This is a genomic window from Micromonospora sp. MGP-C2, from assembly GCF_057766525.1.
In genome coordinates this window covers 6634669-6648190 of the sequence record NZ_JBYMEN010000002.1, presented here as the reverse complement: position 1 = coordinate 6648190, position 13522 = coordinate 6634669, and the positions used below count along the sequence as shown (strand labels likewise).

The following is a 13522-nucleotide window of genomic DNA, read 5'->3' as shown; positions in this document are numbered from 1 at the left end:
GACACGATGCTATTGGCGTAGACAACGCTGTGTGGCACACAGTATGGTGTGACACATGGTTAGCGAGGACGTTCTACGGACGCACCTACAGGAGTTGCGTCGAGGCACCGTCGTGGTGGCCAGCCTGGTCGCGTTGCGCCGACCGGACTACGGCTACGCACTGCTGCAACGGCTCACCGACCACGGCTTCCCGGTCGACGCCAACACGCTCTACCCGCTGCTGCGCCGCCTGGAGGACCAGGGGCTGCTGACCAGCGAGTGGAACACCGCGGAGAGCCGGCCGCGCAAGTTCTACCGGACCAGCGACGAGGGCGAGTCGATGCTGAACCGGCTCCTCGACGACCTCGCCGCCGTACAGACCTCCATCACCGGGCTGATCCAAGGAGCCGACCGATGAACACCCTGACCGACCGTTACCTCGCCGCCACCCTGCGCTCGGTGCCCACCCAGCGCCGGGACGAGATCGCCAGCGAGCTGCGCGCCTCGATCGACGACATGATCGAGGATCGGACCGGCAGCGGCCAGGACGCCCCTACCGCCGAGCGGGAGGTGCTCACCGAGCTGGGCAACCCGGACGAGCTGGCCGCCCGGTACGCCGATCGCCGGTTGCAGCTCATCGGCCCGACCTACTACCTGGTCTGGCTGCGCCTGCTGAAACTGCTGCTCAGCTTCCTCCCGGCGCTCGTCGGCACGATCGTCGCCATCGTCAAGGTGGCCGAGGGCAGCGGTTTCGGCGCCATCGGACCAGGCCTCGTCGTCGCCCTGCACGTGGGCGTGCACATCGGTTTCTGGCTCACAGTGACCTTTGCGATCATCGAACGTTCCCAACCGGCCGTGGACCTGCCGGACTGGACGGTCGACCAACTGCCCGACGTCCCGGTGCACCGCGACGTGTCCCTCGCCGACACCATCGCGTCGGTGGTCATGCTGGTGGTGACCATTGGCTACCTACCGTTCCAGCACTACCGGTCCTGGGTGCGCGACACCGACGGCGACAACATCCCGATCCTCGACCCGGCGCTGTGGTCCTTCTGGCTGCCGGCACTGATCGTCGTCATGCTCGGCACCCTGGTGTTCGAGATCGTCAAGTACCGGATCGGGCATTGGAACCGGGCGCTGTTCGGGACCAAGGCGCTGCTCAACCTCGCGTTCTCGGTGCCGCTGGTGTGGCTGGCGCTCTCCGACCGGCTGCTCAACGCGGACCTGGGCGAGCGGCTGAGCTGGTTGGCGGACGCGGACAACCGCAACCTCATCGGGGTCGCCATCGCGGTCGGCACAGCCGCGATCCTGGTCTGGGACCTGATCGACACCGCTCTGAAGACGCGCCGCCAGACGGCGTGAGCGACACCCGACACGACGGCCCGGCGCGCACCCCACGCCGGGCCGTCGCCCGTCGGCAGGAGCTGGTAGCGGCCCCGCCCGGTGGACGGGCACCGGGGGTTCCGTGGCATCGTTCCTGGATGAGCACGTCATCGCGAGAGGACTGGCGCCGACCCGGCCCGACGGCAGAGCAGCGTCGGGTCGACCTCTGGCTCGGCCTCGGGGTGACCGCGCTGGCCCTGGTGAGCCTCACCCTGGCCCGCAGCACCGGGGCGTTCATGCTGGGTCCGCCGCCGTCCGGGCCGGAGCAGCTGTTCTGGACCGTCGCGGTGACCCTGCCGCTGATCTGGCGGCGACGCTGGCCGGCCGCGACCCTGCTGATCATCTCGGTGGCTTTCATCGCCGCGCAGGCGCGCTCGGCCCCGGAGACCCAGTTCTCCTCGTGGGCCCTGTTCTGCGCCCTCTACACGGTGGGCGCCTGGGGACAGGACCGTCAGCGGTCCCGCAGGCTGCGGATCGGCGTGATCGCCACGATGTTCGCCTGGCTGGGGATCTACTACGCGGTGTCCATCGACCACATCCCGCCCGGCGCCTTCGCCGACGCCGTCGGGCCGGTGCCACCGGTGCTCGCCGCGATGGTCACCGGCGTCCTCGTCAACGTGCTGGTCTTCGGTTTCGCGTACTTCTTCGGCGAGACCGCCTGGGTCGCCGCACGCCGCGAGCACGAGCTGCGGACCCAGGCCGAGGACCTGCGCCGGTCCCAGGCCGAGGCTCGGGAACGGGCGGTGCTCGGCGAACGGGTCCGGATCGCCCGGGAGCTGCACGACGTGGTCGCCCACCACGTGTCGGTCATGGGGGTGCAGGCGTCCGCCTGCCGCCGGGTCTTCGACCGCGACCCGGGTAAGGCCCGCACAGCCCTCACCGCCATCGAGCAGAGCGCCCGCACCGCCGTCGACGAGCTCCGTCGGATGCTCGGCGTGCTGCGGGCCCCCGCCAACGCCGACGCCGAGCAGCCGGCGACCGGCGGCGTCGAACGGATCGGCGAGCTGGTCGAGCGGGCCCGAGCCGCGGGCCTGACGGCAACCCTCGGGGTGTACGGCGACGCGGTCGCGTTGCCCGAGTCGGTCTCGCAGGCGGCCTACCGGGTGACGCAGGAGGCGGTGACCAACACCCTGAAGCACGCCGGAGCGAACGTGTTGGACGTGCGGGTCCGGTACCTGGCCCGCGAGGTGGAGGTCGACGTGACCGACGACGGACGAGCTGGCCGCCGGGTCAACGCCCTCGGGCTGGGCCTGATCGGAATGCACGAACGGGTCAGCGCCCACGATGGCGACCTGGAGGCCGGGCCGCGCGCCGGTGGCGGCTGGCGGGTACGCGCCCGCTTCCCACTGCCGGCAGCGGCGGACCCGCCGGTCGGCGCGCAGCGGGCGCCGAGCGACGAGCAGCAGCCGGTCGTCGACACGGCGCGTTCGGCATGAGCGCCGCACCGACCGGCGAGCCGTCGGCCCCGGGTCCGACCGTCCGGGTGCTGCTCGCCGACGACCAGCACCTCGTCCGCACCGGCTTCCGGGTCATCCTCGAGGTGGAGGACGACATCGAGGTGGTCGGCGAGGCGGCCGACGGCGAACGGGCCGTCACCATGACCCGAGCCACCCGCCCGGACGTCGTACTCATGGACGTGGAGATGCCCGGGATGGACGGTCTGGAGGCCACCCGGCAGATCACCGCCGACGGACCCGGTGGGCCGGCGGTGCTGATCCTCACGACCTTCGACCGGGACGACTATCTCTTCGCCGCGCTGCGGGCCGGTGCCAGTGGCTTCCTGTTGAAGAACGGCACGCCGGAGGAGCTGATCGAGGCGATTCGTGTGCTGGCCAGGGGCGACGGCCTGCTCGCCCCGGAGATCACCCGGCGGGTGATCTCCACGTTCGCCCGTCCCGGTGACCCGGCGGGCACCGCCCACCGGGGACCGGAGGCCGACGCCGCGCTGGCTGGGCTGACCCCGCGGGAACGGGAGGTGCTGGTGCTGCTCGCCGGCGGGTCGAGCAACGCCGAGATCGCCGCGAGCATCCACCTGGGCGAGGCGACGGTGAAGACGCACGTGAGTCGGGTGCTGGCCAAACTGGGCCTACGCGACCGGGTCCAGGCGGTGGTGTTCGCGTACGAGAACGGGGTGGTCCGGCCCGGCGGGTGACCGCCATCCGTCGTAGGACGGACCCACCCGCTCAACCCTCGGACGGACGGCGTGACACCGCATTCGATCTAGCGTGGAGGCGTGACCAGAACGCTTCGCCTCGACGGCGTCGACCGCAGTTTCGGCGACCGGCAGGTGCTCAAGAACGTGTCCTTCGAGGTGGCCGCCGGCCGGATGACCGGCTTCGTCGGCGCCAACGGCGCCGGCAAGACCACCACCATGCGGATCATCCTGGGTGTGCTGTCCGCCGACGCCGGCGAGGTGAGCTGGGGCGGCACGACGCTGACCCGGCAGGACCGCCAGCGCTTCGGTTACATGCCGGAGGAGCGCGGCCTCTACCCCAAGATGACCACCCGGGAGCAGGTGACCTACCTGGGCCGGCTGCACGGCCTGGACGCACCGGCGGCTCGGCGCGCCACCGACACCCTGCTGGAACGGGTCGGGCTCGGTGCGCGCGGCGACGACCTGCTGGAGACGCTGTCGCTGGGCAACCAGCAACGGGCCCAGATCGCCGCCGCGCTGGTGCACGACCCCGAGGTGCTGGTGCTCGACGAGCCGTTCTCCGGCCTCGACCCCCTCGCCGTCGACACCGTCGTCGCAGTGCTGCGGGAACGCGCCTCGGCCGGAGCGCCGGTGCTCTTCTCCAGCCACCAGCTCGACGTCGTGGAGCGCCTCTGCGACGACCTGGTGATCATCGGCGACGGGGTGATCCGCGCCGCCGGCAGCCGGCAGCAACTGCGCGACTCGTACACCGTGCCCCGCTACGAGCTGGTGGTGGCCGGCGACGCCGGCTGGGTACGCGACCACCCAGGGGTCACCCTGGTCGAACTGGACGGTGCACGAGTCGTCTTCGACCTGCCGGCCGGCGCCGACGAACAGCCCGTGCTGCAGGCGGCCCTCGCCCGCGGCCCGGTCCGCGCCTTCCGCCCGGTCAGCCCCTCGCTCACCGAGATCTTCCGAGAGGTCACCCAGTGAACGTCACCCAGGCCACCCGGCTGGTCGCCGAACGCGAGATCCGCGTCAAACTCCGCGACCGCACCTTCCTGTTCGGCACCCTCTTCTTCCTGCTGATCGCGGCGGCGGGCACCATCCTGCCGCCGCTGCTCTCCGGCGGTCCGGACACTGTGGCCGTCACCCAGGAGGCAGCCGGGCCGCTGCGGGACGCCGGACTCGACGTCCGCGTGGTCGCCGACGACCGGGCCGCCGAGCAGGCCGTCCGCGACGGTGACGTGGACGCGGCGGTGGTCTCCGGTCCGAAGGTTCTCGCGATGGACGAGTCCCCCACCGACGTGGTCCAGGCGCTGAGCACCTCGCCGCCGGTGCAGTTGCTCGACCCGGACGCGGTCGACCCGGTGGTGGCGTTCCTGGTGCCGTTCGTCTTCGCGTTCGTCTTCTTCATCACGTCGCAGACCTTCGGCCTGCAGATCGCGCAGAGCGTCACCGAGGAGAAGCAGACCCGCATCGTGGAGATCCTGGTCGCGGCGGTGCCGGTGCGGGCGTTGCTGGCCGGCAAGGTGGTGGCCGGCGGCATCCTGGCGTTCGCACAGATCGCGCTCATCGCCGTGGTGGCGGTGCTCGGCATGCAGATCGGCGACAGCGGTGGCCTCCTCAGCCTGCTCGCCCCGGCGATCGGCTGGTTCGTGCCGTTCTTCCTGCTCGGTTTCGTGCTGCTCGCCGCGATGTGGGCGGCAGCCGGCGCACTGGCCAACCGGCAGGAGGACATCGCCGCCGTGTCGACACCCGTGCAGTTCGCGGTGATGCTGCCGTTCTTCGCGGTGATCTTCCTGAACGACAACGCCACGGCGATGCGGGTGCTGTCGTACCTGCCGTTCTCGTCGCCGACGGCCATGCCACTGCGGCTGTTCACCGGTGACGCGGCCACCTGGGAACCGATCGTCTCGCTGGTCATCCTGCTGGTCGCGGCCGCTGCGTTCGTGATCGCCGGGGCCCGGGTCTACGAGGGTTCACTCCTGCGCACCAACGGCCGGACCTCGCTGCGCGCCGCCTGGCGGGAGCGCGAGACGATCGGCTGAGTCGACGGTTCGCCCCACGCGGGCGCCGGTGTCCTGACGGATGCCGGCGCCCGCCGCCGTACGGGCCCGTTCCGAGCGCTGTTCGGTGGCCGTGAACAGCGCGAACGCTCCTACGTTGAGCCGATCCTCACGGCAACGACCTGGTCGTCGCCGGTCCCTGGACCGGAAAGGCTCTCGATGTCCCCACCGATCAACACACGGCACCTTCGTCGCCTGCTCAGCATGGTGCTCGCGGTCGCCCTCGCCAGCACCCTCACGGCCCTCGTCCGGCCCACGCCGGCCGCCGCCGCCCCGGGCGACCTCATCCTCAACGGCACGTTCGACAACGGCAGCACCCAGCCCTGGTGGACCCGGCTCGCCTCGACCAGCACGACGGTCAACGCCGGGCAACTGCGCGTCCGCACCAGCGCGACGGTCGGCAAGCCCGTCTGGGAGGACCTGGTCGGCCACTTCGAGTTCGGAGTGACGGCCGCGCAGCCGTACCGGTTGCAGTTCGACGCCGCCGCGGACGTCAGCCGCTCCCTGCGCGTCTCGGTCTCCCGGGCGGACACGCCCTTCACCTCCGCCGTCGACCAGAGCGTCGCGCTCACCCCCACGATGCGCCGGTTCACCTTCGACTTCACCTCCCCGTTCGGTGACCCGAAGGCGGTGCTCCTGTTCCACCTCGGTGGCCAGGCCTCCTCGACGGTCCGGTTCGACAACGTCTCGCTCAGCCCGTTGGCCGTCGACCCGGCCACCGATCCGATCCTGTACTGGAACGGCGTGCTGCTGCGCACGTACCAGGCGCTGGACCTGCCGCCCACCTCCTCGTCCCGGGAGGCCGCCATCCTGCACGCGGCGATGCACGACGCCGCCGTCTCGGTCACCGGCGTCGGAAATCCCTACCGGGTACGGGTGCCTGTCAGTTACCCGGGCACCATGGACAACGTCGTGGCGCCGTCCCTGCACGCCGCCATCGACCGGGCCGCGTACGACGTGCTGACCGCCCTGTACGGCGGCCAGGGCCAGTCCTACACCCAGGCCCTCGCCGGCGCTGTCGCCCTCCGGCCGTCCGGGGTGAACGCCGCCGAGGTCGCCCGTGGTGACACCGTCGGCGCGGCGGCGGCCACCGCCAACCTCCAGGCCCGCGCCAACGACGGCTCCGGCAACAACACGCCGTACCAACTGGACGCCGTGCCCGGGTCGTGGCGGCCGACCAACGGAAAGGCGGCGGTCAGCCCGAACTGGGGCCTCGTCACCCCGTTCGCGCTCACCTCCGGCCGGCAGTTCCGCCCCGGGCTACCCGCCGGGGTGACCGGAGGTTACGCCGGCCTGCTCGGCGAGCAGGAATACCGCGACCAGGTGCAGGAGATCCGTGACTACGGCGGTCAGACGTCGTCGCTGCGGACCCCCGAGCAGACGCAGATCGCGTTCTTCTGGGCCAACGACCTGGGAGGTACGTACAAGCCACCGGGTCAGCTCTTCTCGCACACCCGGATCGTGTCGGAGCAGCGTCAGCTCGGCATCCTGGCCAACGCCCGGCTCTTCGGGCTGGTCGCGCTCGCGCTCGCCGACGCCGCCATCGCCGCCTGGGATGCCAAATACCAGACACCGATCGACCTGTGGCGGCCGGTGACGGCCATCGAGGCGATGGGCGGCGCCGGCTGGCAGCCGCTGTCCCAGGATCGCGCCGGGGTGCCGTACACGCCGGCCTTCCCGGCCTACATCTCCGGGCACGCCACCTTTGCGGGGGCCTGGTCGGCCGTGATGAAAAGGTTCTTCGGCACCGACGCGATCGCCTTCGACGCCACCACCGACGACCCGCACGCGGAGGGCGTGATCCGGCGCATGCCCGGCTTCGATCACGCCGCCGAGGAGAACGCGCTGAGCCGCATCTACCTCGGCGTGCACTACCGGTTCGACGCGGACGCCGGACTCGCCACCGGCCGTTCCGTGGGCGCGTACGTGTACGCCAACCGGCTGCGGCCGTGAGCCGTCGGTCGGTGTGACGGGGGATGCTGCCCGCCCGGTCCGTGGACCCGGGCGGGCAGCATCAGGCGTCACCGCGACGCCGTGCAGTGCCAGTGGCCAAAATCGCCGGTACGCGACCAGACGTGCCGGGCCGCCCCGATGCTCCAACCCGGGTCCAGCGCCGTCCGCCGATCGACGCCCAACCGGGACAACTCCATGTCGCTGAACTGGAACAACCCCCAGCGTCGCGACCCGTCCCCGGCGATCTCCACGCGGTACGGGTCCAACCCGGACAGGCAGCGCGCCAGCTGCACCGCCCCGCCCGGGTCCTCCGGGAAGACCCGCCGCACCTCCTTGCCGATCCGGTCCTCCGTCCAGGTGGGCGGCACCTTCACCGCGCCGGACAACTCGTCGAGCACCCGCCCGTCCGCGGTGCCGCTGACCGGCAGGCCACCGAACGCCTGGAAGACGATCAGTCGGCTGGTGGTGTCCGGGCCGAACCAGCCGTCCACGGGCACCTCCAGTCCGCCCGCCACCAGACGTTCCTGGAGGTCCAGCACGCACGGGCCGTACATGCCCTGGCGCAGGATCAGCGGACAGCCGTCGGACGGCGAGCTGTCGACGGTGGCGGCGGCACCAGGGAGCAGCACCCCGGACGCCCCGACCGTGAGCACGCCGAGCACGGCGAGCAGCGCGAGCCGAAGCCAACGGCGGGTCGGCCAGGGCGCGGTGACCCGCGGCTGCGCCGGCCGGACCGGGCCGACGGCGGTCCCGGCCGGTGCGCCGTCCACGGCCGGTTCACTGTTCGCGGCCGGTGCGCCGTCCACGGCCGGTTCACTGTCCACGGCCGGTGCGCCGTCCACGGCCGGTTCGCTGTTCGCGGCCGGTGCGCTGTTCGCGGCCTGCTGGGGGGCCGCGGGTGGCGACGAGGTGGACGGCACCGCCTGGTTCTCCCATCGATCCCGCTCGCCGAGCCGGGCCTCGATGTTCCGGCGCGTCTCCACCCACCGCCGCACCTCGGCGGGCGTGGTGCCGCAGGCCACCAGCAGGGCCACGACGGTGCGCTCCCGCGGCAGGGTGGTCCGCCCCAGCATCGTGGCGAGAGTGCTCGGCGGTAGCCAGTGCCCGGCCGCCGAGGCCTGCCTGGTGATCTCCCGGTAGGTCAGACCGGAACGCCGACGCACGTCCCGGAGCAGTGCGACGTACTCCCCCGCCGTGGCCACGTGCGTCAGCGGATCCCGGGCAGCGTCATCCATCGGATCTCCCCGTGTCGTTGATGTTGACGGGCCCTGAATCGGTGCCCATTCGAATGCGCCGGCCGCGCACCGATCAGCGGCGCGGCCATTGAGGACAGACGGTAGATAAGCCTGTCGGCGAGAACAATGCCCTGGTCAGGGCCGTGCGATGTCCGGGCAGCTCAGGACGGCATGTCCGGATCTTGTCCGACCATCTCGGACAGTCATCCCGGGCCGCCTTGCCCCCACGCGTCCCGGGTCTGGACAATCGTGCGATGACCACGGGGGAGCTACGACCGGACGAGGCGACCGACCCGGCCGAGTTCGTCGACATGCTGCGCCGGCTCAAGGACCGGTCGCGGCTCACGTACCGACAGTTGGAGCAACGGGCGGCGGCGACCGGTGACGTGCTGGCTCGCAGCACCGCCGCCGACATCCTGCGCCGATCCACACTGCCTCGACCCGAGGTGGTGGCCGCGTTCGTCCGGGCCTGTGGCGCGGAGGATCAGGTGGAGACGTGGCTGCGGGCGCGGCACCGGCTCGCGGTGGGCACGTACGCGCCGACGTCGCCCCCGCCGGTGTCACCCGCGCCGGACCGCCAGCCGGTCGACGTCATCGCAGCCGACCACCAGACCGGCGATGGCACCGCGACCGACCACCAGACCGGCGACGGCATCGCAACCGACGACCGGCCCGCCGACGGCGCCGCACCCGACCTCCGTCCATCCGTCGGCACGGGGGCGGGGAGCGCGAGTGCCACCCGACCGCGCTGGTTCGCGCGGCCGGTGCCACTGACGCTGCTCGTCGGCGTCCTGCTGGCCGCACTCGGCGTGGGCATCTGGACGCAGCGTCCTGACGACGACGAGCGGCGAACGGCACAGCTCACCGACCGGAGCACGTCGGCAGCCGGGAGCCCGCCGGCCACGTCGGCGGGCGAGAGCCCTCCGGCGACGCCCGAGAGCAGCGCCAGCCCGACCATCGGCCCAGACGCGCTCCTGAGCCAGATCCGCCCCGCCCGCAGCCCGCAACTCTGCGTCAGCGAGGGGCGTGACCGCACCGGCGAGTACGGGAGCCAGGTGGCGGTGCAGGTCTCCTGCGCCGAGGCCACCCCGCCGGACACCTACCTGGAGCCGGCGGCCGGCGGGCTGTACTTCATCAAGTGGAACCACCCGGAGCACGGGCCGGGCTGCCTCACCGTCCGGGGCGAGAATCCCGGCCGGAACATGCTCGAACCCGTCACGAAGTGCAGCCAGAGCAACTGGTCCCAGCTGTTCCGCTTCGAGCCGACCGGGTCCGCGCCGACCTCGTACCGCATCCGGCCCACCCGCACGGACCTGTGCGTCGGGCTGCGCGACGATGACACGGAGGTGTCGGCCGAGGCGCTGGTCGAGCCGTGCACGAACGGCCCGGACCAGGTGTTCCTGATCGACGCGCTGCCGAAACGCTGACGCCCGGGGGTCGGCGGGCTGCTCAGCGGGCGGGCGGCACCTGGTCCCAGCCGGTGGGCAGCGGGGGCACCGACCAGGCCGGGTCGGGGTGCCATTGCGCCCACGCCGGGTCCCACCAACGCTCGCTCGCGTCGAGCAGCGCCGCGATCCGGTCACCCTCGGCCTGGATCGCATCAGCCATCCCGGGGTAGCGCCCCTCGACGAGGCGCTGGGCGAACATCTCCACGTCCTTCCAGACGTACCGGTCGGCGTCCGCGCCCCACCACAGGTCCAGCTCGTGGTCGAGGGTGTCCACCCCGATCGGCGTACGACGCACCGGGTCCTGGAGGTTGAAGTACCAGCCGGCGAAGTCACGCCCCGGCCCCGTCCAGAACACGTCGACCGAGTGCGCCTCGCCGGGGCGTTGCAGCATCAGCTTGCCGTGGCCGGACCAGGAGCGGTGCCCGGCGGTCTCCCACGGGTGACGCCCGCACGGAAAGACGCCGGTCTTCGGGAAGCCGAACTCGGCTCCCGGTGGAAGATAGAGGGCGAGCAGGTCGGGCGAGTCCTCGACGCAGATCGTCGGGCAGGCGAACCAGACCTCGCCCCGCAGCACCTCACGGCGCACCACAGTGTCACCTGGCGCGAACCGGTCTGCCGCCACTTTCCCACCTCCACGTTCGACGCCATCGCCTGGTCCACCCGGCTTTGCGAAAGTCGGGGTGTCCCAGCGCGCGGGACACCCCGACTTCCGTGGTTCCGAGTCGACCGCTCTCAGGCGTCGACCGCCGCCATCACGTCGTCGCTGATGTCGAAGTTCGCGTAGACGTTCTGCACGTCGTCGCAGTCTTCCAGGACGTCGATCAGCTTGAAGATCTTGCGAGCGCCCTCTTCGTCCAGCGGGATGTTCATGCTGGGGATCAGGGAGGACTCCGCCGACTCGTACTCGATGCCGGCGTCCTGCAGCGCAGTCCGCACCGGGACCAGGTCGGTCGGCTCGGAGACCACCTCGTACGCCTCACCGAGGTCGTTGACCTCCTCGGCGCCGGCGTCGAGGACGGCCATCATCACGTCGTCCTCGCTGGTGCCCTCCTTGGGCACGATCACCACGCCCTTGCGGGAGAACATGTACGACACCGAGCCGGCGTCGGCGAGCGAGCCGCCGTTGCGGGTCAGCGCCGTCCGCACCTCGGTGGCCGCCCGGTTGCGGTTGTCGGTGAGGCACTCGATGAGCATGGCCACGCCGTTCGGGCCGTACCCCTCATACATGATCGTCTGCCAGTCGGCGCCGCCCGCTTCCAGGCCGGAGCCGCGCTTGACGGCGCGGTCGATGTTGTCGTTCGGCACCGAGCTCTTCTTCGCCTTCTGGATCGCGTCGAAGAGAGTCGGGTTGCCGGTGGGGTCGCCGCCGCCGATCCGCGCGGCCACCTCGACGTTCTTGATCAGCTTGGCGAACATCTTGCCGCGCTTGGCGTCGATGACGGCCTTCTTGTGCTTGGTCGTCGCCCACTTTGAGTGGCCGGACATCTTCTACCTCCGTTGCTACCCGCCGTCTGCATCGACCGCACCGCTCACGCCCCACTCCCGCCGGCGCACGCGGAGGTGCCGGTCAGCTCTGGCGGAAGCCTGGCGGGCAGATGGCCCTGCCGAATCTCCGCAATCCTACCGACGTCCCCCGGGTCGCTGTCATGCACCGCGCGCGGCGACTCCGTCCCGTCCCCCCAGACCGGGGCAGACGGGACGAAATCCGCGATGGGCTACGACCCCAACAGCGCACGATCTGCCGGACGAAGCACCCGCGACCAGGTCACGACCTCGGCGAGCATCGTGGACAGCTCCGCTTCCCGACCGTCACCCGGCGCGAAGCGGCCGGCGGTCCGGTCACCAGGGTCGGCCCCGGTGAAGTCGAAGTCAGTGAAGATCGACAGCGACACTCCGGTCGGCGCCACCACCGTCCGCACCTCGGTCAGAATCGCCCGCAGGTGATCGGCGGCCCGGGTGCCGCCCTGCACGCCGTAGCTCAGCACCCCGGCCACCTTGTCGGTCCACTCCGCGTACAGGAAGTCGATGCCGTTCTTGAGCGCTGCCGGTATCGAGCGGTTGTAGTCCGGGGTGACGAAGACGAAGGCGTCGCAGCCGTCCACCACCTCCGCCCACCGCCGGGTGTGCGGATGCCGGTAGTCGCCGAACAGCGCCGGCACCGGCTCGTCCAACAGTGGTAATGCCTGTTCGGCGAGGTCCACCAGTGTGAAGACGGCGTCCCCGGCGCGTACCGCCTCGTGCCGCTCGGCCACCTCCATCACCCAATGGGCGACCGCCGCGCCGCGCCGACCCGGGCGGGTGCTGCCCACGATCACACCGATCCGCAGCGGTCCTGTGCTCTGTGCGTTTCTCATGCCCCCGATCCTGCGAGCCACACGGCGGTGGGGGGAGACCGCCGCGAGGATGGCCCTGCCAGGGCCACCCACCGGCCGACGCCGACTGCCAGACTGGCTCGGTGATGGACGGAGAGCTGGGCGCCTTCCTGCGCAGTCGCCGCGAAGCGCGGCGGCCGGCCGAGGTCGGCCTCCCCGAGGGCCCCCGCCGACGCACCCCCGGGCTGCGCCGGGCCGAGCTGGCGACGTTGGCACAGGTCAGCGTGGAGTACCTGACCCGACTGGAACAGGGCCGCGACACCCGACCATCGCCGGAGATCCTCGCCGCGCTCGCCGACGCCCTGCGCCTGGACAGCGCCGACCGCGAACACCTGCGGCAACTCGCCTCAGCTCAGCACGCCCGACAGCTCTGCTCGGGTGACCGGCCGACGGTGTCCCGCACCGTCCGGCCCACGGTCCGCGCCATGCTCGACGCGCTGCGCGACACCCCGGCGTACGTGCTCAACCGGCTCGGCGACGTGCTGGCCTGGAATGAGCCATTCGACATGCTCGCCCGCCCGCTCGGCCTGCTGGACGGGTCGCGACCGAACCTGGTCTGGTTCGTGCTGACCGACGAGCGGGCCCGCGCGCACTATCCGCAGTGGTCGGCGCTGGCCGACCAGCAGGTCGCGGAGCTGCACCTGCTGCGCCGGGGCGATCCGGCCAGCGACGCCTTCGCCGAGCGGCTGGCCCGTACGGTGGGCGCGCCGTTCGTCGACCGTTGGCGGCAGCGACCGGTCACCGCCGCGCGTACCGGCCTGCTGACGGTGCGCCATCCGGCGGCGGGGCTGTTGCGCCTCAACGTCGAGACCCTCGAGCTGGCCGATGCCGACCCGCAGCGCCTGGTGGTGCAGTTGCCCGCCGACGCCGCCACGGCGATCGCGCTCGAACAGCTGGCTGGCCGCCGCCCGGGGCAGCTGCGGGCGGTCGCCAGCTGAGCAACGGGGCA

Annotated in this window: 13 protein-coding genes; 9 read left to right on the top strand and 4 right to left on the bottom strand. The window is 71.7% G+C overall.

Annotation, left to right across the window (positions count from 1 at the left end):
- Nucleotides 1-55: 55 nt before the first annotated feature.
- The 7 genes from AC3CF1_RS30565 to AC3CF1_RS30535 all read left to right on the top strand — a co-directional run bounded on the left by AC3CF1_RS30565 (nucleotide 56) and on the right by AC3CF1_RS30535 (nucleotide 7518).
- Complete coding sequence (locus AC3CF1_RS30565; protein ID WP_328383864.1) at nucleotides 56-397, top strand: PadR family transcriptional regulator; 342 nt, start codon at nucleotides 56-58, stop codon at nucleotides 395-397.
- Nucleotides 394-1341: a permease prefix domain 1-containing protein gene (locus AC3CF1_RS30560; protein WP_488451817.1), complete on the top strand. Its 948-nt coding sequence runs from the start codon at nucleotides 394-396 to the stop codon at nucleotides 1339-1341. Before AC3CF1_RS30565 ends, AC3CF1_RS30560 begins: the two co-directional genes overlap by 4 nt.
- 119 nt (nucleotides 1342-1460) lie before the next feature.
- Entirely contained in the window at nucleotides 1461-2798 is a 1338-nt protein-coding gene (locus AC3CF1_RS30555; protein ID WP_488451816.1) for a sensor histidine kinase, read from the top strand.
- Entirely contained in the window at nucleotides 2795-3514 is a 720-nt protein-coding gene (locus AC3CF1_RS30550) for a response regulator transcription factor (protein WP_328383869.1), read from the top strand. The genes AC3CF1_RS30555 and AC3CF1_RS30550 overlap by 4 nt, the downstream gene beginning before the upstream one ends.
- Nucleotides 3515-3595: 81 nt before the next feature.
- Complete coding sequence (locus AC3CF1_RS30545) at nucleotides 3596-4489, top strand: ABC transporter ATP-binding protein (RefSeq protein WP_354980573.1); 894 nt, start codon at nucleotides 3596-3598, stop codon at nucleotides 4487-4489.
- Nucleotides 4486-5547 carry an ABC transporter permease gene (locus AC3CF1_RS30540; protein WP_210793075.1) on the top strand — a complete coding sequence of 354 codons (1062 nt, stop codon included), beginning with the start codon at nucleotides 4486-4488 and terminating at the stop codon, nucleotides 5545-5547. Before AC3CF1_RS30545 ends, AC3CF1_RS30540 begins: the two co-directional genes overlap by 4 nt.
- A 177-nt stretch (nucleotides 5548-5724) precedes the next feature.
- Nucleotides 5725-7518, top strand: a complete 1794-nt coding sequence (locus AC3CF1_RS30535) for a carbohydrate binding domain-containing protein (protein ID WP_488451815.1) — start codon at nucleotides 5725-5727, stop codon at nucleotides 7516-7518.
- 68 nt (nucleotides 7519-7586) lie between these two features.
- On the opposite strand, the gene AC3CF1_RS30530 is transcribed toward AC3CF1_RS30535, so the two are convergent.
- Complete coding sequence (locus AC3CF1_RS30530; protein ID WP_488451814.1) at nucleotides 7587-8753, bottom strand: peptidoglycan-binding protein; 1167 nt, start codon at nucleotides 8751-8753, stop codon at nucleotides 7587-7589.
- A 254-nt stretch (nucleotides 8754-9007) separates the two neighbouring features.
- On the opposite strand from AC3CF1_RS30530, the gene AC3CF1_RS30525 reads away from it, so the two are divergent.
- The gene (locus tag AC3CF1_RS30525; RefSeq protein ID WP_488451813.1) at nucleotides 9008-10180 is read left to right on the top strand and encodes an RICIN domain-containing protein; all 1173 of its coding nucleotides are present in this window, start codon (nucleotides 9008-9010) and stop codon (nucleotides 10178-10180) included.
- Between the two features lie 22 nt (nucleotides 10181-10202).
- Here the strand turns inward: AC3CF1_RS30525 and AC3CF1_RS30520 are convergent, their stop codons facing one another.
- The 3 genes from AC3CF1_RS30520 to AC3CF1_RS30510 all read right to left on the bottom strand — a co-directional run bounded on the left by AC3CF1_RS30520 (nucleotide 10203) and on the right by AC3CF1_RS30510 (nucleotide 12555).
- Nucleotides 10203-10823, bottom strand: coding sequence for a ribonuclease FAU-1 family protein (locus tag AC3CF1_RS30520; protein ID WP_088947366.1), 621 nt, complete (start codon nucleotides 10821-10823; stop codon nucleotides 10203-10205).
- A gap of 110 nt (nucleotides 10824-10933) precedes the next feature.
- Nucleotides 10934-11686 (bottom strand): YebC/PmpR family DNA-binding transcriptional regulator, encoded by a 753-nt coding sequence (locus AC3CF1_RS30515; protein ID WP_088947365.1) that lies wholly within the window; start codon nucleotides 11684-11686, stop codon nucleotides 10934-10936.
- Nucleotides 11687-11916: 230 nt separating this feature from the next.
- A complete protein-coding gene (locus AC3CF1_RS30510) occupies nucleotides 11917-12555 on the bottom strand; it encodes an NADPH-dependent FMN reductase (RefSeq protein ID WP_354980568.1) in 639 nt (212 codons plus the stop codon).
- 104 nt (nucleotides 12556-12659) lie between these two features.
- Between AC3CF1_RS30510 and AC3CF1_RS30505 the strand changes: the two genes are divergently transcribed.
- Complete coding sequence (locus AC3CF1_RS30505; RefSeq protein ID WP_354980630.1) at nucleotides 12660-13511, top strand: helix-turn-helix transcriptional regulator; 852 nt, start codon at nucleotides 12660-12662, stop codon at nucleotides 13509-13511.
- Nucleotides 13512-13522: the final 11 nt, after the last annotated feature.